Consider the following 18,903-nt stretch of genomic DNA (forward strand, 5'->3'; position numbering starts at 1 on the left):
CCGGGCATAAGCTCACAGCACCTGAACACTAGAGAGCCCTTGCGATGTCCGTCAACCGCCTTCTCCGTATTGCCTGCAAGGTAATTCAACCATGAACCGGGTCAGTCCACGCCTCACACTGCTGACCGCATCCGGCGTTTGCTCGCTGATCGTGCTCGACACCAACATCGTCGCCGTGACGCTGCCCAGCATCGCCCGCGACCTAGGGGCGAACTTTGCCGACATCGAATGGGTCGTCAGTGCCTATATGCTGGCGTTTGCCGCACTGTTATTGCCCGCCGGCAGCATCGCCGATCGCTTTGGCCGCAAGAAGACCCTGATCTGGGGGCTGAGCATTTTTATCCTGGCCTCCCTGGGCTGCGGCGCGGCGCCCAACGCTGTGCTCCTGGACATCGCACGCGCGATCAAAGGCGTCGGCGCCGCCCTGCTATTGACCTCGGCGCTCGCCTCCATCGGCCACACCTTCCATGACGACGTGGAACGGGCAAAAGCCTGGGCCTTCTGGGGCGCGTGCATGGGCGTGGCCATGACCGCCGCACCGACCCTGGGCGGCTTGATCACCGAGTACCTGGGCTGGCGCTGGATTTTCTATCTCAACCTACCGGTGGGCCTGGGGCTGATGGCACTGGTGCTGCGCGCCATTGAGGAATCCCGCGATACCCAGTCGGCGCGACTCGATCCTTGGGGCAGCCTGGCCTTCAGCGCCGCACTGCTGTGCCTGATCTGGGGGTTGATCGAAGCCAATCGCATCGGCTGGGACAACCCATTGACCTACGCCCGGCTCATAGGCGGCGCGGCATTGCTGGGCGTATTTGTCGTCGTCGAACGTGTACAACAGCGACCCATGGTCGACCTGCAACTGTTCCGTCACCCGCGCTTTATCGGAGCCTTGCTGGGCATGTTCGCCTACGCCGGTTGTGCCCAGGTGATGATGACCTTGTTGCCGTTCTACCTGCAGAACGGCCTGGGGTTCTCCGCGATCGCCTCGGGCCTGGGCATGCTGCCGTTTGCGCTGACCATGCTGATCTGCCCACGCATTGGCGCCCGCCTGGCAGGGCGTTTTGCGCCAGCAACGATGATGGCGGCCGGCTTGACCCTGGTGGGCTGCGGCAACCTCTTGAGCGCCTGGGCGGTAAACGTGGGGGGTTACCTGCCCTTTGCCTTGGCGATTGCGGTAACAGGTGCCGGGGCAGGTCTGCTCAATGGCGATACGCAAAAAAACATCATGGCCTGCGTGCCGCGAGACCGTGCCGGCATGGCGTCCGGTATGAGCACCACCATGCGCTTCAGCGCGATCATGTTGGCGATCGGCGTGTATGGGGCGTTATTGAGCAGTCATAGCGAACAGTTGTTGAGCGCAAGCATCGACCCACAATGGCAGGCTCAGGTTAACGGCATTGCTTCACGCGTCGTCGCGGGTGACATGCCGGCGGCGATGGGGTTGTTGCCGGAGTCGGCACGGCTGTTGGTGCAGCCAATGGCACGGCAGGCATTTGTGGGTGGGTTCAGTGGCGCGCTGTGGGTGGCGGGGTTGTTGGGCTTGCTGGGGGCGTTGGTGGTGGGGATATTAATGAGAAGCCCCCTACCAGCAGTGCAACAGGCCTCGATGAAACCTGCGCACCGCTGAGCATTTTTACCAGAATCGCTGCTGGGTCAACCGGCTCCACCAGGTCAGTAGCACGCGGTCCACCGAACCACTGGCCGCCAGGCCTACGCGCTCCTGCAAGCTCTTGCGCTCGGCATAGTGCAGGTGGAACACCTCAGCGGTCTTGGCCTTGGTGGCCAGGTATTCGTCGCTGGTTTGCAGCTCATCGACCAGTTGCTTGTCGAGGGCTGCAACACCCAGCCACACTTCTCCGGTCGCGACGTCATCAATCGCCAACTGCGGGCGGTAGCGCACGACGAAGTTCTTGAACAGTTGGTGGGTGATGTCCAGGTCTTCCTGGAATTTCTCGCGGCCCTTCTCGGTGTTTTCGCCAAACACCGTGAGGGTGCGTTTGTACTCACCGGCAGTCAGCACTTCGAAGTCGATGTCATGCTTTTTCAGCAGGCGGTTGACGTTAGGCAACTGTGCCACCACGCCAATGGAGCCGAGGATGGCAAACGGTGCGCTGATGATCTTCTCGCCGATGCACGCCATCATGTAGCCGCCGCTGGCCGCCACCTTGTCGATGCACACGGTCAACGGCACGCCGGCCTGGCGGATACGCGCCAGTTGCGACGAAGCCAGGCCGTAGCTGTGGACCATGCCACCGCCGCTTTCCAGGCGCAGCACTACTTCATCCTTCGGCGTGGCCAGGCTCAACAACGCGGTGATTTCATGGCGCAGGCTCTCGGTGGCCGACGCCTTGATGTCGCCATCAAAATCCAGCACAAACACCCGTGGCTTGGGCTCGGCCTTCTGCTTGCCCTTCTTCTTTTCGGCCTTGCCTTCGGACTTGCGCAGGGCCTTGAGCTGGTCCTTGTCGAGCAGCGTCGACTCCAGGCGCTCACGCAGGCCCTTGTAGAAATCATTGAGTTTGCTGACCTGCAATTGGCCGGCGGATTTACGACGCCCCTTGCTGCGCAGCGACGCGAAACTGACCAGTACCACCAGAATAGCGACCACCAGAGTGACGGTCTTCGCCAGAAAGCTCGCGTATTCGGCCAAAAAATCCATGGTTCTCCTTACAAATGCAGTGCGCCAGGCGCGGATTGCCCAAGCATACCGACGGGGCTTGCCGGGAGCCAGTGCTCAAACCGCCACCAGGCGCCCTCCAACGCGCTTTTAAAACAAGCGTATGTTTTTTCATTGACAGCTCGCAGGCATCCTCATAACCTCGCCAGACTTTCAACGTACCGGGAAAACGGACGTGGGCAGCATCTATCTGATTCGACATGGCCAGGCCTCCTTCGGTGCAGACGACTATGACGTCCTGTCGCCCGTCGGCGTGGAACAGGCACAGGTGCTCGGCCGCCACTTGGCCGACATGGGCCTGGTGTTCGACCGCGGTGTGGCCGGCGACCTGCGCCGCCAGCAGCACACCGCCACCGCCGCGTTCGATCAGTACAGTGCCCTGGGCCTGCCGGTGCCGGCGCTGGAAATCGACAGTGCCTTCAACGAATTCGATGCCGACGCGATCATCCGCGCGCTGCTCCCCGACTTGCTCACCACCGAACCCGAAGCCCTGGAGATCCTGCGCAATGCCGCGCAGAACCGCAGCGAATTCCAGCGCATCTTCGCCCTGATCATCGAGCGCTGGCTGGCCGGCACCTATGATCCACCGGGGCTGGAGAGTTGGCTGGGCTTTGTGGAACGTGTCCAGGGCGGCTTGCAACGCATTCTTGAAGCGGCGGACAACACGCAGAAAATTGCGGTGTTCACCTCCGGCGGGACCATCACCGCCTTGCTCCACCTGATTACCCGGATGCCTGCCGCGCAGGCCTTCGAACTGAACTGGCAAATTGTTAACACCTCGCTCAACCAGCTGAAATTCCGCGGTCGCGAGGTGGCACTGGCTTCCTTCAACAGTCATACCCACTTGCAACTGTTGAAGGCGCCGCAGCTCATCACGTTCCGATGAGCTGCGGCCAACCGTGACCCCAAGGTCACTGGACTCTACCCTAAAGGATCGAAACCATGACTGACGTAGCCAAAGCTGTAGAAGCAATGAAAGCCAAATTCAACCCAGCCGCTGCCGACGGCCTGGACCTGGTGTTCGGTTTCCGTATCGACGACACCCAGAACTTCTCGCTGGTGGTGAAAAACAACACCTGCGAACTGCTGGAAGGCGAAAACCCAGACGCCCAGGTCACCCTGGTGATGGACGGCGACACCATGAAAGGCATCGTCGACGGTTCCACCGACGGCATGCAGGCCTTCATGGGCGGCAAGCTTCGCACCGAAGGCGACATGATGCTGGCGATGAAGCTGAGCGAGCTGTTCCCGGCTTGATTCACGGGCAACCCTGAATCCCGATCCCGCCCTTCCTGGCGGGATTTTTTTTGCCCGCTATCTTGAGTCCGCTACCGGCGCCTTGAGTTTTTCCTTAGGTTTGCCCTGCCCGCGCAGGTACAACGCCTCGACCAGTTTTTGCCGCTCGACCTGGGGCAAGGTGCTGGCAAACTGCGCCAACGTGGTGTCCACCAAGGCACGAAGCGCCATATCCGCCTCACGAGCCTTGGCCAATTCGGTGACCAGCACATCCCGGTCCAGCGTCGGCGCCTCCAACTGCTTGATCACCCCCAACCGCGCCTCCCGCCCGGCCATCACCAACGGCTGGCTATCGGCACGGTTATGGCGCAACAACTGGCGCAGTTCCCGTCGCCGCTCCGGCGGCAACTTGACCATCGCCTGCCGCAACCCATGCTGGTTGACCACCGCCTCAACAGGCTTGGCACTGGCCATCCAGTGGTAAACCGCCCCGCCCACCCCGCCCATCAAAAACACATTGAGCAACACCGAGACCAGCAACCACGGTTTAAGGGATTGGGTACTCATTGCTCGGATTCCTCGGCATTGACGGTAAAGATGACTTGCGCATCGCCCTGGTCAAACACACTGGGTAATACCTCCGCGGACATTATCGGCAGCGGCACGCTCATGGACGCCACCAGCATGCCGGTGACAACCCCCGCAATGCCCACGCCCACCAGTCCCGCCGGTGACAGCCAAGCGGCATAGCGCGACCAGAACGACATCCGGCGCGGTGCTGACTGGCGGATCTGCCGGGCCAGCGCTGGGTCGGTGAATGCCAGTTGATGGCTGTCCAGTTGGGCGTCGAGCCAACTGGCCTGATCCAACACTTCACGGGCACTGACATTACCGCCGGCGAGCAGCGCCTGAGCCGCCCCGCGCTCAGCCAGGGGCCAACGCTGTAGGTTGGCGCCATAGGCGTCGGCCAGATAAGCAAATCGTTCGAGTGTCATGATATTCCCCTTCCTGGGCGGGCAAGCCCGGGTGTATCGGCAAGTTGGCTGCGCAACTGGCGGCGGGCCCGCGACAGCAGGCTCTCCAGTGCCTCGACGCTGATATTCATCAGGGCCGCGGCGTCGATGTTCGACAGCTCCTGGTAGTACTGCAACACAATCGCCTCGCGCTGACGCGCGGGCAAAGCGGCCAACGCGGCGGCCATGCGCGCGTTGCGGTCGGCGCTTTCCAATTGTTCATCCAGAGGCGGTGCGCTGTCCGCCAGCTCCAGCGCCTCGTCTTCGTTCAAAGGACGTTCCTTGCGCCGACGCAAGCGGTCATGGCACAGGTTGAGCGCCACCCGATGCAGCCAGGTGTCGAAACGCGCCTCGCCACTGCGCCAACGGGCCGCCTGGCGCCAGATGCGCAGGAAGCTTTCCTGGGCCACGTCCTTGGCTTCGTCGGCATCCCCCAGGATCCGGCTGGCGAGCGCCAGCAAACGCGGCAGTTTGCGCGTCACCATTTCGTTGACGGCCGCGGGTTCGTTGTTGCCGATGCGTGCGAGCAGTTCAACGTCCGGATCAGAGTCTTTCAATCGGGCAATTCTCGGTCAGCGGATCCAATGCCCTTCGCGCCAGTACCAGTTGGGACCGTGGGCTTCCCAATGGCCGGGCTCCCAGCGCGCATTGCGCATCACCGGCTGCCAGTGGCCTGGCACCCAGCCATAGCCACGCCCTTCCCAGCGCCAGTGGCCACGGTCCCAGGCATAACCTGGCCGCTCCACAGGGACCATTTCCACACGCTCCGGTGGCGGCGCCTGGCGGATGATGATTTCGGTCTGGGCAAACACCGGGGTGCTGACAAACGCGGCAAGCGCCAGCGGAGCAAGCAAGGCAAAGCGCAATGTGGCCAGGGGTCTCATGGCAACTCCTTCATGCAACGGGCGAAAGTGCCGGTTGCTGATGGGTTGAACGGGGCGTGTCGAAAAATCCGTCGCAGGACGCGCAGATTATTGTCGCAGGCAGTATTGCCCAGGGGATGAAGGCACTTGATGAAAGGTTTGCAAGCTTCGCGACGGATTTACGCAGGTGGCAACGTTGAAGGATTAACGCTGATCAACCCAAGAGGAAACACCATGTCCCGCCGACTTTATTTGCTGGTTGCCGCACTGCTGATCGCCAGCCTCAGCGGCTGCGTGATCGTGCCGGAACACCGCCATTGCTGCTGGCGCTATTACGGCGCGCTCGATACGCCGACCCACAGCGTCAACGGCTAGCCGACTGCCGCAAAACCCCGGCGCCCGGCCTTGATTTCGGTGCGTAACTCGCCAATCAGGTTTGAGATGGAACGGATGCTGTCCAAACCTTCGGGGGACACCCCGGTCAGCAGCAGGTCGACCCGGCCGGACACCGCCTCAAAGATGTTGATGCGCAACGAGCCGTCGCTGTTCAGGGTGCAATCGCACGCCAGCGGCAAGAAACCCGAGGCCATGATGCGGTTGAATTCAACGATTGAAATCATGACAAGTCCCCATCCCTGGGCCTCACCCGGTAGTTGTGATGGAGACAGGGTAGATGGGTTTTACGGGGCATGGGAGCATTAATGCAAAAGTGTTAGCCATGCCTCATTTTGCCCCGAAAACGCCGAATCACTGACGCCAGAAAACCCGCGTTTCGACCTCTCGTCTGCTGCTCCGGCGAGCGCTTGACTCGAAGCGTCGATCACAAGACGCTCTTGGCTTTTCGCCATCATCTTGAGCCAGATCACCATGAGCATCGACCCTCCGACCCAGCCCGACAGCGATGTGTACAAGACCTTGCTGGAGTCGACCAAGGCCATCCCTTGGCGCATCGATTGGCAGAGCATGACCTTCAGTTACATTGGCCCGCAGATCGAGACCTTGCTGGGTTGGACGCCGCAGAGTTGGGTGAGCGTGGACGATTGGGTCGAGCGCATGCACCCGGATGATCGTGAATACGTGGTGAATTTCTGCGTGTCGCAATCGCGCGCCGGGGTGGACCACGAAGCAGACTACCGCGCCCTGACCGTGAACGGCGACTACGTGTGGATTCGCGATGTGGTGCACGTGGTGCGCAAGGACGGCGAGGTCGAGGCGCTGATCGGGTTCATGTTCGATATCAGCGAGCGCAAGAAGACCGAAGAACACCTGGTGCGCCTGCAAAAGCAACTTGAGGAATATTCCTACCAGGACGGCCTCACCGGCATCGCCAACCGGCGCATGTTCGACACCGTGCTGGAGCGCGAATGGGCCAGCGCCCAGCGCAGCCAATTGCCCCTGTCGCTGATCATTCTGGATATCGATTTTTTCAAGCAGTACAACGACCATTACGGCCATATCAAGGGCGATGAATGCCTGCGCCAGGTTGCAAACACCCTGTCCCAGGCGGCCAACCGACCACGGGATTTCATTGCACGTATCGGCGGCGAAGAGTTCGTGTGGTTGCTGCCGGAAACTGATGCGGATTCCGCCCGGCAGGTGGCGCAGCGTTGCTTGCACCTGATCCGCCAGCAGCAGATCGAGCATGGTTTTTCGACGGTGTCGAACCTGCTGACCCTGAGCCTGGGCGTCGGTACACGCATCGTGAAACCGGACAGTCCGATGCTGGGGTTTGTCGAAGAGGTCGATAAGTTGTTATATCAGGCCAAACGTAATGGGCGGATGCGCGCCGAGTTCGCTGGCGATGAAGTTTGACGCGAAGGTCAAATTAAAGGCAAAAAAAATCCCAAGTAGCTGATGGAAACTTGGGATTTAAAAATGCATAAACCGTGGGAGGTGAACGCCCGGCTATAATAACGATTGTAAAAACCTGTAACAAGATTATTTTAATCCTTTCGTCGGATTAAAATCGCTGTAAGTCATTCAATAACCACACATTTTTTAAGGCGGCACGGTCTATGAGTGCCACTTTTTGGTGCAACTACCGGCACTATTTCCACTTATAAAGAAGGGTTATTGGATTAAAGCGGCGTCGTACTTTTGGATATACGCTCATTCAATTGTTTGCAGGCTTCCTGGGTTTCAAGGCTATTGGGCAGTACCGAGCGCCCTATACTTTCCACCTGCCTGCACAGTGCCAGGCGTTGGTTGGCGGCTTCCCGCTCTCGGTCAACCTCGGCGTTGAGCCGCACAAAATAGAACCCCAGCAACATCGCAGCACAGAGCACGCCGAGCACAAAGTAGCGAAAGCTGTTGGACGATGGCGGCTCGGGTGGGTTCATGACGTTACTGCGCCCTGCTCTGCTCGTAACGCACGTCATCCCCGTCTACTGGACCGACCACGCTCCAACCCAGCCGCTGATAAAACCCGTTGGCACGGATTCCGTCACGGCCGTCGGTGATCAGGAACAACCGATCATGGTGTTCAAACAGCGCAGCCTCGGCCACGGCCATCAGTTGACGGCCCAGGCCGAGGTTCTCGAAAGCCGGCCGCACGAACATCGCGAACACCTCGCCTACGGCCTGATCGACCATGGCAAACGCGGCCGGTTGGCCATCCACCTCGGCGATCCAAACGCAAGGCGCCGCGCGGATACTGTCGGCCAGCACCTGTGGCGTGATACCCAGGTCGGCCATTTGCTCGATGCTCAAATGGTTTTGCACCACCGAGGTGCGAATGGCGAAGAGCGTGTCGACATCGTCCTGCGTCGCCAGGCGGATTAGCGTTTGCATACTGGCCTCCCTAGTAGAGGGCGCAATTGTATGCAAATAGAAACATACTGAATGTCGTGGATTTGTAAAACGTTCTACAGGGCGTCGCCACGCTGCTGGCGACGGAATTGCCCCGGCGCCACGCCATGGGCCTTGCGGAAACATCGGGAAAAATACGCCTCGTCGGTAAAACCGCAGCGGTGCGCAACCGTGCCAATCATCTGCGCACTGTTGAGCAACAAGGTGCGCGCCAACTGCATGCGGCGGTCGAGCACCAGTTGCGAGAAGGGTTTGCCGGTTTCCTTGCGCAACAGGTGAGTGAGGTAGTTGGGCGACAGGAACGCCGCCGCCGCTGCATCCGTGAGGTTGAGCGTAGGTTCATGCAAGTGCTCGCGGATATAGCCCTGCACCCGTGCCAACGCATCCTTGCGCCCGCGCCGCGTGGCATTGTTGGCGGCGAACGCCTGCAAGGGCTCGGCGTACTGTTCACAGACCAGGCCGACCAGTTGAAACAGGTAGCCCTTGAGGCGTTCGCGGGCGCCGAAGGAGCGGTGGGCATCGAGTTCGCGCATGTGGGCAAGCCAGGTTTGCACCTGCTCGAACGCCGCGTCTTCGAGAATGAAGTCCAACTGCTCCTGGAAGCGAAACGGCGACAGCTCCGGCGCCTGGCCAATGGGAATGTCTTCCAGGTCCAGGGGATCGCAGGTGAGCTGCGGTAGGAAGAACGCCTGGCTGAAGTTGATCAGCATGAATTCGCCCTCTTCGGGATGGGGAATCACATGCAGGCGGTGAGGCAGGATAAATGCCAGGGCCTTGCGCGGGAACGGCCGCACCGCGCCGCCGATATGCTGCACGGTGTCGCCGCCGAGGTTGATCTGGATCTGGAAATACTCATGGCGATGGGGGCTGGTCAGCGCCGCTCGCCCGCGTTTGTCGCGGATGTAGAAGTCGGGGCGGTCGCTGCGTTGTTGCATGCCGTAAGTGGTGACGCGGGTGCCTGGCATAACGGTCTCTCGGGTGGCCTGGGCACCACTGTAGCCTCAACCCTGGCTGAGGGTGAAACGCAACTCGCCGATGCCGTCGATGCCGGCGGTAATGACATCGCCTGGTTGCAAGGTGCCGACGCCTACCGGAGTGCCGGTGAAGATCAAGTCGCCGGCCTTCAGTGCGACGGATTTGGAGGCATGGCTGATCACTTCACTGACGGACCAGATCTGGTCGGCCAGGTCGCCCACCTGGCGCTGTTCACCGTTGACGTTGAGCCAGATCTTGCCACTGGACGGATGCCCGACCAGGCTCACCGGTTGCAACGCAGTCGTCGGTGCGGACGCATCGAAAGCCTTGGCCCAATCCCATGGGCGTGACAGCTTTTTCGCCTGGGCTTGCAGGTCGCGGCGGGTCAGGTCGATGCCGACGCCATACCCCCAGATGTGGGAAAACGCCTGTGCCGGACTGATGTCCACCCCGCCCTTGCCGATGGCCACCACCAGCTCCACTTCGTGGTGAAGGTCGGCGGTCAGCGGCGGATAGGCGACCACGCCTTCTGCCGGCACCACGGCATCCGCCGGTTTCATGAAGAAGAATGGCGGCTCGCGGTCCGGGTCATGCCCCATCTCACGGGCGTGTTCGCTGTAATTGCGACCCACACAGAACACCCGGCGTAGCGGGAAGCGTGCTTCGCTGCCCTGCACCGCCAGGGATGGGATAGGCGTCGGGGTGAATACATAGTCAGTCATGGCTTGGGCCTCTTCGGTTACCTGGCGCCAGTATGGCGAGTGGCGCCGGGGCGAAGTTGGACAGGTCTACGCAGATTTTGCACTGGCCGGTGCTTGAGGCGACCGATCCAACAGGCGATACAACGGCAGGCACGCCGCCTGGATCAGCAACATGCGGATTACCTGCATCGCCGTCACCAATGTAACGGCCAGACCCAGTGCCTCGGCGGTGAGGCTCATTTCCGGCGCGCTGCCGGGCATCATGCCCAGGGCCAGCGACAGCCACGGCATGCCCAACCCGGCACCCAGCGCCCAGGCGGCCAATGCGCTGGCGATCACCGAACCGGTCAATAGCAGCAGCACTTTGCCCAGCAGGCCCGGTGCGCGCTGGAAGAAACTGCGGTCAAACGCGACGCCCAATGCGCAGCCGATCAGCAACTGGCCGCTGCCGCTGAGCCAACCCGGCATGCTCATCGACAGGTGATTGCAGCCCACGCCCACCGCGCAAATCAGGAACGGCCCGAAGGTCCAGGGGTTAGGCAACTTGCACTGCTTGAAGCCCAGGGCCGCCAGCCAGCCCACACCGAGGATGAAGATCAACCAGGGCCAGACTACCGGCAACGGCGCATGTGCAGCGACGGGGGGCATGCCGAAAGTGGCGACAGCCGGCACCGTCAAAAGAATCAGCAATAATCGGATGCTATGGGCGGCGGCGATAAAGCTGGTGTCCGCCTGGCGTTGGCGGCCCAGGTGCACCATCTCGCTGGAGTTGGCCGGCATCAAGGCGAAGAACGCTGTGCTGAACGGCACGCCCCAACGATGCAGGATCAGCACCGAACACAGCGCCAGTACCAGCGTCAGCAACACCGCCGTGACGATCAGCCCGAGATGTGCCGCCACCTGCTGCATCACCGGCAGCGTGAAATGACAGCCGATGGCAACCGCCACGATGAGTTGCCCGGCCTGGCGGCCGTGGGGAATTTCCGGCACCAGGCTGCCGGCGCAACGGGTCAGCATCACGGCGACCAGCGAACCGATCACCCAGGGCAACGGCCACCCCGCCCAACTGGCAAGGCTGCCGCCCAACGCGCCGATAATCAGTGTGAAGAGCCAATGGTTGGGCATGGTGGGGTACTCGGCATGGAGAAGAATGCCGACAGGCTATAGACTTGCTCTCATCACAGAAAATATCTATTTGTGAAACCAGCTATCACTCTTTGTTATGCGAGCCGTCATGAACCTGAAAGCGCTGGAGTACTGCGTCGAGATCGCCCGTCAAGGCAGCTTCACCAAGGCCGCCCAGGCATTGCACGTGGCACAGCCGGCGCTGAGCATGGCAGTGAGCCGATTGGAGGATGAGTTGGGCGTGGCCCTGTTCAACCGCGCGACGCGGCAGATCAGCGTGACTGCCGAAGGCCAGCTGTTCCTGGCACGCGCCGAGGCGTGCCTTGAAGGCTTGGCCGGGGCCCGCCGTGAATTGCAGGACCTGACTCAACTGCACAGCGGCGAAATCCGCGTGGGCGTGCCGCCCATGTACGGCATCCGCCATATTCCCGACTTGCTGATGCAATTTCGCGCCCAGTACCCCGGCATTGCCATGCATGTGGTGGAAGGCAGCGCCGATGACATCAGCGAACGCCTGGCCACGCGGGACATCGATGTGGCGCTGCTCGAGTCGCGGCGGGTTGATCCGGCGTGGGAGTCGGTGCTGCTCGGCAGCGATGAGATGGTGTTGTGCATGGCCGAAGATCACCCGCTGGCGGGCAACTCGTCCATTGCGGCGCAGCGGCTGCAACACGAACCGATGCTGGTGTTCGACAACACCTTCCTGCAACGCCATCTGTTGGACGCCTTTTGCAGCAACGCCCGCGTGCGTTTCAACATCGCCCTGGAAAGCAACTTCGTGCCGCTGGTGATTACTGCCACGCGCAACGGCATGGGCGTGTCCACCTTGCTGCGGTCGGTGCAGGAGCAAGAGCCAGGGTTGGCCGGCGTTTCATTCGAGCCGGCGCAGTTCATGCACTTCAACCTGTGCTGGCGCGCCAGCGAATACCTGTCCCAGGCCAATCGGCGGTTTATTGAGACGGCGAAGGTGTATTTCCAGGAAGACGCCAGCTCTCCGCTGTCACGTTAAGCGATTATTTGCGTGCGACTTTGTAGCGCACGCAATCCTGATAGAAGCCCTGGCGGATCGCCTCGGGCTTGAGCCGTGAACGGCTGTCGTAGGTCTGTTCGGTAATGCCCATGGCCATCATGCGCATCCAGGATTTGCTGAACTTCATGCTTTGGATCTTCTGCCGCGCCGCGTACAACGACACGCCCGACAGTTTGAGTTCCTGGGCCCTGGCGGCGGTGCCGGCGCCCCAACTGCACATGTACTTGTCACCCTCGCGCAGCTCCCGTGCCTGCACGGCAGCCGCGCCGCCGGCCAGGGAGCAGGCGATCAGCATGATTCCAACAGAGCGCATTTGCATCCTCACCTAACCACCTGAAAATAAAAGCGATTCTGGCGAGGATTTTGTTACAAAGGGGCCATTAAATTGCCTTATAGCGCAAGGTTTCAGTTGGCCGCAGCCGGCGTGGTGCGAAAAGTGATGCCCAGACGGTTGAAGGCGTTCATCAAGGCAATGCCGTAAGTCAGGTCGGCCAGCTCCTTGACGCTGAACTCGGCGGCGGCCGCTGCGTACTCTGCGTCCGAGACGTCGCTGTGGGTGACCGCTTCAGCGAAAGCCAGGGCGATGCGCTCGCGGGCGGTGAATACATCCCGTGCGTCGTGCCACACCGGCACCAGTACCAGCTTGTCCACGGCCAGGCCTTGCTTGAGCAGGTCACGCGAGTGCATGTCGATGCAGAAGGCGCAGCCGTTGATCTGCGAAACGCGCAGGTAGACCAGGTCGATCAGCGTCTTGGGCAGGCCGCTGTTTTGCAGGTAGACATAAACGCCGCCGAAAGCCTTGTAGCCTTCCGGGGATGCTTGGGTGTAATCGAGGCGAGTGGTCATGATGAATCCTGTCGAGGTTGAGTGAAGGCACCATGTTGCAGCGCCATGGCTCACCTCTGAAGAGCCAAGAATGGGCCCGGTGACCAGACCATGATGGCCTAGTCAAATGTTGCAGTTATGGTCCTTGGGTACAGGTCATGCAACCGCTACAGTTAAGGCAGCCGCGACCAGGAAATCTCTCCCCATGCACACGTTGCCCCCTTTGGACCTTACCTCGGCCGAGCCGATCTACCGTCAGCTTTACTGGCGTTTTCGCAATGCCATCGCCGAAGGCCTGCTCAAGCCCGGCGAGCGTGTCCCGGCGGCGCGGGCGCTGGCCAAGGAGTTGGGGCTCGCGCGCGGTACCATCGATAGCACTTATGCATTACTGACCGCCGAGGGTTATCTTGAGGCTCGCGGCCAGGCAGGCACGGTGGTGGCGCACGGCATCCAGAGCGCCCAGCCTACGCCGGTGGTCATCACGGCCTACAACGCCGTGCGACAACGGTCACACGTACTGCCCTTTCAGATGGGCCTGCCGGCGCTGGACGCTTTCCCACGCAAGATCTGGTCGAAAATCGCCGCCCGCTGCGTGCGCGCCACGCAACTGGCGGACATGGGCAACCCGCCGGTCTACGGCCTGCCTGCGCTGCGCACCGCTATCGCCAGTTACTTGCAGGTGGCCCGAGGAATCCACTGCACGCCGGAGCAGATCTTCGTCACGTCGGGCTACCGCAACACGCTGAGCCTGGTCACCCATGCGTTGCTCTCACCCGGCGACGCGGTGCTGGTCGAAGACCCTGGTTATCTGCCCACACGACCGCTGCTGGACCACTTGCAGATCAAGTCCATCCCCATACCTGTGGACCAGGACGGCCTCTGCGTAGAACACCTCAGCGCCGCCCGCGCCGTGGTCGTCACCCCCGCCCATCAAAGCCCGCTGTGTGTGTCGCTGTCGCTGCCGCGCCGCCTGGAGCTGCTGGACTGGGCCCGCCGTGAACAGGCCTGGATCATCGAGGACGACTACGATGGCGAGTACCGTTACGTCAGCCGCCCATTACCGGCGCTCAAGAGCCTGGACCGCGAGGGCCGGGTGCTTTACGCGGGTACCTTCAGCAAAGTGCTGTTCCCCGGCATTCGCCTGGCGTATCTCGTGGTGCCCGCTTCCCAGGTCAGTCGTTTCGAGCAGGTCAGCCAGAGCTTCCTCGGCAACTGCCCGGAACTGACCCAGGCCATCGTCGCCAGTTTTATCGCCGAAGGGCATTTCGCCCGGCATATCCAGCGCATGCGCAAGCTGTACGGCGAGCGCCGCGAAGCCACCGCCAACGGGTTGCGCAAGGTATTGGGCGCGCATATTTCCATTGATGCACAACCTGGCGGAATGCACCTGATCCTGCGGTTCAAGGCCCCGCAATCGGACCGCTTGCTGGTGCAGAAACTGGCAAGCGTCGGTCTCTTCGCGGAAGCCTTGAGCGAATGGAATGTCGTGCAGCACACCGGTTCCGGCCTGCTGTTGGGATTTGCCAACATCGACTCCCAGGCCAGCGCCGAAGCATTGGGCCGGCGCCTCCTGGAATGCTGGGTGGCCTAGTCATCAGGTGATTTCTTGGCGCTGTGCTTGTCGGCCAACAGCCGTGAAACTGCGACGCCCTCCCCCAGCCAGGATTTCTGATGCGCAGTCTCACGGTATTTTGCGGCTCCAACTTCGGCACCCATCCTCGCTACAGTGAAGACGCCAAAGCCCTGGGCCGTGAAATCGCCCGACGAGGTATTCGCCTGGTCTACGGCGGCAGCGCCAAGGGTCTGATGGGCGTGATTGCCGACAGCGCACTGGCCGAGGGTGGCGAAGTGATCGGCGTCATCACCCGATTGCTGCATGAACTCGGGCACATGCATCCTGGGCTCAGCGCCTATGAAATCACCGAAGACATGCGCAGCCGCAAAGCGCGCATGAGTGAACTGGCCGATGGGTTTATCGCCCTGCCCGGTGGCCTCGGCACCTTCGAGGAGTTGCTGGAAGCGATGACCCTGACGCAATTGGGCGAGCATCATAAAGGCGTGGCCTGCCTGAATACCGCACAGTTTTTCGCGCCGTTGCAGGGCCTGTTCGCGCACGGCGTGCAGGAAGGCTTCATCAAGGCCGAACACTGCCAGATGCTGATCGTCGAAGACAACCCCGGCGCCCTGCTCGATGCCCTTGGGCGGTGGCAGGCGCCGGTGGTCAACAAATGGATCGAGCCCGCTAAGCGCTAGCCCGTTTCGGCCTTGGCGATGCTGCTCCCGAATCCTTTCGCCAAGGCCTTTTTACTTCACCACTGGTACGTGGCGCTTGCCTGTACGGTGCGCTGCGAGCCATACCAGCACCACGAATAGGAGTAGCAGGACGCAACGTACTCTTTGTTCGCCAGGTTGGTGGCATTGAGCGCCAGGCGCAGGTTGTCCTTCAGGCTGGTGATGTTCGGGATGTCGTAGTGCACGGCCGCATCGAACAGGGTGTAACCCGGCACCTTAAGGGTGTTGGCCGTATCACCCCAGGACGAGCCGACATACCGAGCCCCCGCACCGGCACCGAAGCCCTTGAGGTTGCCATCGTGGAAGGTATAGTCGGCCCACGCCGAGGCGGTGTGACGCGGCACGCCGTAGGTGGTGGTGCCTTCAGCCGCGATGGCCGGGCCTACGCCGATGTCACTGATGGGTGCATACCGCACGGTGTTGTTGGACTTGCTGATGCGGTTGTCCAGGTAGGCGTAGGCCGCGGTGATGTCCAGGTTGTCATTGAGGCTGGCCTTGCCTTCCAGCTCAAAGCCACGGGATTGCACTTCGCCGTCCTGGCTCTGGCAGCGTCCGGTGCCGCACAGGTGAGTCGGGTCCGGGTCGGTGGTCAGCACGTTGGTCTGGCGCAGGTCGAAGATCGCCGCGGTGATAAAGCTGTTGCTGCCCGGCGGCTGGTACTTGATGCCGATTTCATACTGCTTGCCTTCGGTCGGCTTGAACACTGAACCGCCGTAGCCTGTGCCCGACTGCGGGTTGAACGATTCCGCGTAGCTGGCATACGGTGCCAGGCCATTGTCGAAGAGGTAGACCAGGCCGATGCGACCGGTGAAGGCTTTGCTGTCCAGGGACGACTCGGATTTGGCGCCGGTGCGAATCGTCTTGGTGCTGCTGTCGGTGCTGGCCCAGTCATAGCGCCCGCCCAGCAACAAGACCCATTTGTCCCATTTCATCTGTTCTTGCAGGTACACGCCGGTCTGCTCGCTGCGCGAGGTGCCGTCGGTGGTGTAGGCCGGCACCGGGACCGACGCGCCATAGACCGGATTGAAGATATCCAGGGTCGGGCCAGCGGTGTAAACGCCCGAGCCGGACTTGGTGTCGGTGCTGGTGTTCTGGTAATCAAGCCCCATCAGCAAGGTGTGCTGCAACGGGCCGGTGTCGAATTTGGCCTGCACCTGGTTGTCGAGCGTGTAGGCGTCCAGGTCTACATCGCTGGCAATGGTCGAGCGGCGGATGGTGCGGTAATCCGCCATCAGGTAGTTGCTGTAGAGGCTGCGGTACTGGCCTTCGCTACGCAGGTAACGCGCATTCTGGCGCACGGTCCACACGTCATCGAAGTGATGCTCGAATGCCCAGCCGATGCTGAAGTACTCGCGGTCACTTTTCTCGAAATTCTTTTCGCCGTCGTAGAAGTCCACATCGATGCTGCGCCCGGTCGGGCTGTGCAGCACCGAGCCCCAGGCCGGCACCGAACCGTAGGACGCGCCCTTGGGATCCTTCTGGAAATGCCCGAGCAGGGTCAGCGAGGTCGCGTCGTCCGGGCGCCAGGTGAAGGCGCCGGACAGTGACTGGCGGCGCGTCTCGGTGTGTTCTACCTGGCCATCGGCATCGTCGAAAAGCCCGGCCACGCGGTAGGAATACACGCCCTGATCGTCCAACGGGCCGCTCAAGTCGAAGGTCGTGCGTTTCTTGTTGAAGGTGCCGTATTCCACGCCTACTTCGTGAAACGGCGTGTCCAGCGGGCGTTTGCTGACCATGTTGATCACGCCGCTCGGCGTACCCTGCCCGTAAAGGACCGAGGCCGGGCCGCGCAGCACTTCAACGCGCTCCAGGTCGAACGCGTCCTTTTGCGGTAAGGCGTCACGGCTCGAGGGCATGCGCAGGCCATCGAGATAAGTGGCCGGTGAGAAACCCCGGATGGTCAACTGGTCCAGACGCGATGCTGTGGCGCCACGGGTTTCCGGAATGACGGCGGCGCTGTAGCGCAGGATCTGGTTGAGGCTCTCGGCGTTTTGCGCACGCATCTGGTCTTTGGTGACGATGGAGATCGACTGCGGTGTTTCGATCAACGCGGTGTCAGTCTTGGTGCCCGACAAACTGCGCGTGGCCACATAGCCGGACACCGGCCCGGTCGGGCTCTCAGTCTGGTACGCGCCGCTGATGGTGGTGGCCTGCAACTCCATGGCCCCGCCGTTATCCGGGATAGCTTCCAGGCGGTAGCGGTCGGCGGAAATCTTCAAGGCCTGCAAGCCGCTACCGGCGAGCAACTGGTTCAACGCCACATCGGTGTCGTACTGCCCACTTAAACCCTTGCTGCGCTTACCGCGCGTCAGGCTTGCATCAAACGCCAGCACCAGGCCCGCCTGCTCGGCCAGGCTATTGAGCGCCTGGCTCAAGTCACCGGCGGGAATCGAGAAACTGCGCACGGCGCTGATGCTCTCTTCGGCAAAGGAAGTCTGGACGGTCAGCAACGGCACGGCGGCAAAAGCCATCGCCACTGACAAGGCCAGTGGGTGCAAGGGACGAGCAAGGCGCGACATGGGAAATCCTGCGTAAGGGAGGTTCTATAAACCATGACGGCCATGTCGGAAAATCGGGCAAGGATCAGAGCGATTTTTATTTAAGCTGTTGCGTTGCAATCAGCTTTGTCGCTTTTTTCTGTAGCCCTTTGGGGTGGTTTTTTGCGTTTTTTCCCCGTGCTCAGCCAGCCCTTTCTGAATTTCTCAACCGTTCATCCCGCTGCGTTTTGCTACGGCATGCTCCGACGCCTTGCCCTTTGCCGAGACGTCACGGATGACCCACCCTTCCCACATTGCCCTTATCGAATTTGAGCTGGATGGCTTCCATCAGAGCCTGGTGATTTATCGCCAGCAGATGGACGCCTGGTATTCGCGTGCGCTGGATTCGGTGAGCCATGCGCTGGACATGCCGTCGCTGCTGGGGATGGATCGGGTGTTGCGGGTGGGGGATTCGCAGCGGTCGGTGAGTATTTCGGATACCGACTTCTCCACCGTGGCCCAGTGCGCGGTGGGCGGCGAGCTGAAGATCGAGAGCCTGTTCGAGTCGGTGTATGACGTGCCGATTGGCAACATCCCGGTGGAGGTGATCGGGCTGGATGACGGCAGTTCTACCGTGGTCATGCTGGATGAACAGGGTAAGGGTTCGCACCACCGCGCGGCGGGTGGCCGCTATCAGGTGCGGGTGCAAGGCAGCGTTTCCGAGGAACAGGTCGATGCGCTGTTTGCTTCCTACGCCGGGCTGACGTCGGACCTGGAGAAGTGGCTGCGCGAGCAATGGAAAGAGTTCAAACCCTATTGGCAGCAGACCACCGCCAGCGCGATTGGCAGTGGCGTACTAGCGGGCAGTTGGGCGGCGATTC

At 61.4% G+C, this 18,903-nt stretch carries 23 protein-coding genes and 1 pseudogene; 9 read left to right on the plus strand and 15 right to left on the minus strand.

Annotated features, from left to right (window positions below):
- Positions 1–91 precede the first annotated feature (91 nt).
- A complete protein-coding gene (locus HX793_RS24125) occupies positions 92–1,627 on the plus strand; it encodes an MFS transporter (RefSeq protein WP_177061905.1) in 1,536 nt (511 codons plus the stop codon).
- A gap of 6 nt (positions 1,628–1,633) precedes the next feature.
- Here HX793_RS24125 and sohB read toward each other — a convergent pair whose 3' ends face one another.
- On the minus strand, positions 1,634–2,659 hold the full coding sequence (gene sohB / locus HX793_RS24130) for a protease SohB (protein WP_177053751.1): 1,026 nt from the start codon (positions 2,657–2,659) through the stop codon (positions 1,634–1,636).
- 193 nt (positions 2,660–2,852) lie between these two features.
- Here sohB and HX793_RS24135 point away from each other — a divergent pair, with 193 nt between their 5' ends.
- Both HX793_RS24135 and HX793_RS24140 read left to right on the plus strand, forming a co-directional pair.
- Positions 2,853–3,563, plus strand: coding sequence for a histidine phosphatase family protein (locus tag HX793_RS24135; protein ID WP_177053752.1), 711 nt, complete (start codon positions 2,853–2,855; stop codon positions 3,561–3,563).
- Between the two features lie 56 nt (positions 3,564–3,619).
- Positions 3,620–3,934, plus strand: coding sequence for an SCP2 sterol-binding domain-containing protein (locus HX793_RS24140; protein ID WP_048730219.1), 315 nt, complete (start codon positions 3,620–3,622; stop codon positions 3,932–3,934).
- Positions 3,935–3,991: 57 nt separating this feature from the next.
- Here the strand turns inward: HX793_RS24140 and HX793_RS24145 are convergent, their stop codons facing one another.
- Genes HX793_RS24145 through HX793_RS24160 form a run of 4 tightly spaced genes read right to left on the minus strand, consistent with a single transcriptional unit; the run spans position 3,992 to position 5,810 of the window.
- Positions 3,992–4,480, minus strand: coding sequence for a periplasmic heavy metal sensor (locus HX793_RS24145; RefSeq protein ID WP_016977111.1), 489 nt, complete (start codon positions 4,478–4,480; stop codon positions 3,992–3,994).
- On the minus strand, positions 4,477–4,908 hold the full coding sequence (locus HX793_RS24150) for a hypothetical protein (RefSeq protein ID WP_177053753.1): 432 nt from the start codon (positions 4,906–4,908) through the stop codon (positions 4,477–4,479). Before HX793_RS24150 ends, HX793_RS24145 begins: the two co-directional genes overlap by 4 nt.
- Positions 4,905–5,483: an RNA polymerase sigma factor gene (locus tag HX793_RS24155; protein ID WP_177053754.1), complete on the minus strand. Its 579-nt coding sequence runs from the start codon at positions 5,481–5,483 to the stop codon at positions 4,905–4,907. Before HX793_RS24155 ends, HX793_RS24150 begins: the two co-directional genes overlap by 4 nt.
- Positions 5,484–5,498: 15 nt before the next feature.
- The gene (locus tag HX793_RS24160) at positions 5,499–5,810 is read right to left on the minus strand and encodes a YXWGXW repeat-containing protein (RefSeq protein WP_028616441.1); all 312 of its coding nucleotides are present in this window, start codon (positions 5,808–5,810) and stop codon (positions 5,499–5,501) included.
- A 213-nt stretch (positions 5,811–6,023) separates the two neighbouring features.
- Here HX793_RS24160 and HX793_RS24165 point away from each other — a divergent pair, with 213 nt between their 5' ends.
- On the plus strand, positions 6,024–6,164 hold the full coding sequence (locus HX793_RS24165; protein ID WP_016977107.1) for a hypothetical protein: 141 nt from the start codon (positions 6,024–6,026) through the stop codon (positions 6,162–6,164).
- Here the strand turns inward: HX793_RS24165 and HX793_RS24170 are convergent.
- Positions 6,161–6,409, minus strand: a complete 249-nt coding sequence (locus HX793_RS24170; RefSeq protein WP_177094381.1) for a DUF1652 domain-containing protein — start codon at positions 6,407–6,409, stop codon at positions 6,161–6,163. The genes HX793_RS24165 and HX793_RS24170 overlap by 4 nt on opposite strands.
- A 78-nt stretch (positions 6,410–6,487) precedes the next feature.
- Positions 6,488–6,664: a hypothetical protein gene (locus HX793_RS24175; protein ID WP_157787153.1), complete on the minus strand. Its 177-nt coding sequence runs from the start codon at positions 6,662–6,664 to the stop codon at positions 6,488–6,490.
- On the opposite strand from HX793_RS24175, the gene HX793_RS24180 reads away from it, so the two are divergent.
- Positions 6,657–7,601, plus strand: coding sequence for a sensor domain-containing diguanylate cyclase (locus tag HX793_RS24180; protein ID WP_016978413.1), 945 nt, complete (start codon positions 6,657–6,659; stop codon positions 7,599–7,601). The genes HX793_RS24175 and HX793_RS24180 overlap by 8 nt on opposite strands.
- 266 nt (positions 7,602–7,867) lie before the next feature.
- Here the strand turns inward: HX793_RS24180 and HX793_RS24185 are convergent, their stop codons facing one another.
- The 5 genes from HX793_RS24185 to HX793_RS24205 all read right to left on the minus strand — a co-directional run bounded on the left by HX793_RS24185 (position 7,868) and on the right by HX793_RS24205 (position 11,398).
- On the minus strand, positions 7,868–8,128 hold the full coding sequence (locus HX793_RS24185) for a hypothetical protein (RefSeq protein ID WP_177094379.1): 261 nt from the start codon (positions 8,126–8,128) through the stop codon (positions 7,868–7,870).
- 4 nt (positions 8,129–8,132) lie between these two features.
- Positions 8,133–8,579 (minus strand): GNAT family N-acetyltransferase, encoded by a 447-nt coding sequence (locus HX793_RS24190; RefSeq protein WP_177094378.1) that lies wholly within the window; start codon positions 8,577–8,579, stop codon positions 8,133–8,135.
- Positions 8,580–8,653: 74 nt separating this feature from the next.
- Positions 8,654–9,562 carry a helix-turn-helix transcriptional regulator gene (locus tag HX793_RS24195; protein ID WP_177094376.1) on the minus strand — a complete coding sequence of 303 codons (909 nt, stop codon included), beginning with the start codon at positions 9,560–9,562 and terminating at the stop codon, positions 8,654–8,656.
- A gap of 36 nt (positions 9,563–9,598) precedes the next feature.
- Complete coding sequence (locus HX793_RS24200) at positions 9,599–10,294, minus strand: fumarylacetoacetate hydrolase family protein (protein ID WP_177094374.1); 696 nt, start codon at positions 10,292–10,294, stop codon at positions 9,599–9,601.
- Positions 10,295–10,360: 66 nt separating this feature from the next.
- Positions 10,361–11,398: an AbrB family transcriptional regulator gene (locus HX793_RS24205; RefSeq protein ID WP_177094372.1), complete on the minus strand. Its 1,038-nt coding sequence runs from the start codon at positions 11,396–11,398 to the stop codon at positions 10,361–10,363.
- Between the two features lie 109 nt (positions 11,399–11,507).
- Between HX793_RS24205 and HX793_RS24210 the strand changes: the two genes are divergently transcribed.
- Positions 11,508–12,407 (plus strand): LysR family transcriptional regulator, encoded by a 900-nt coding sequence (locus HX793_RS24210; RefSeq protein ID WP_016978407.1) that lies wholly within the window; start codon positions 11,508–11,510, stop codon positions 12,405–12,407.
- Between the two features lie 4 nt (positions 12,408–12,411).
- Here the strand turns inward: HX793_RS24210 and HX793_RS24215 are convergent, their stop codons facing one another.
- Both HX793_RS24215 and HX793_RS24220 read right to left on the minus strand, forming a co-directional pair.
- The gene (locus HX793_RS24215) at positions 12,412–12,741 is read right to left on the minus strand and encodes a hypothetical protein (protein WP_025999890.1); all 330 of its coding nucleotides are present in this window, start codon (positions 12,739–12,741) and stop codon (positions 12,412–12,414) included.
- 92 nt (positions 12,742–12,833) lie between these two features.
- On the minus strand, positions 12,834–13,274 hold the full coding sequence (locus HX793_RS24220; RefSeq protein WP_177062143.1) for a carboxymuconolactone decarboxylase family protein: 441 nt from the start codon (positions 13,272–13,274) through the stop codon (positions 12,834–12,836).
- 184 nt (positions 13,275–13,458) lie between these two features.
- Here HX793_RS24220 and pdxR point away from each other — a divergent pair, with 184 nt between their 5' ends.
- Together pdxR and HX793_RS24230 are read left to right on the plus strand one after the other, a co-directional pair.
- On the plus strand, positions 13,459–14,844 hold the full coding sequence (gene pdxR / locus HX793_RS24225; RefSeq protein WP_177094370.1) for a MocR-like pyridoxine biosynthesis transcription factor PdxR: 1,386 nt from the start codon (positions 13,459–13,461) through the stop codon (positions 14,842–14,844).
- Between the two features lie 80 nt (positions 14,845–14,924).
- Positions 14,925–15,506, plus strand: coding sequence for an LOG family protein (locus HX793_RS24230; protein ID WP_177094368.1), 582 nt, complete (start codon positions 14,925–14,927; stop codon positions 15,504–15,506).
- Between the two features lie 56 nt (positions 15,507–15,562).
- On the opposite strand, the gene HX793_RS24235 is transcribed toward HX793_RS24230, so the two are convergent.
- Positions 15,563–18,064 carry a TonB-dependent siderophore receptor gene (locus HX793_RS24235; RefSeq protein WP_177053761.1) on the minus strand — a complete coding sequence of 834 codons (2,502 nt, stop codon included), beginning with the start codon at positions 18,062–18,064 and terminating at the stop codon, positions 15,563–15,565.
- Positions 18,065–18,317: 253 nt separating this feature from the next.
- Here HX793_RS24235 and HX793_RS24240 point away from each other — a divergent pair.
- A pseudogene (locus HX793_RS24240) lies at positions 18,318–18,903 on the plus strand (type IV secretion protein Rhs); the annotation flags it as partial.

It is taken from the genome of Pseudomonas reactans (assembly GCF_013387025.1).
Taxonomy (GTDB): domain Bacteria; phylum Pseudomonadota; class Gammaproteobacteria; order Pseudomonadales; family Pseudomonadaceae; genus Aquipseudomonas; species Aquipseudomonas reactans.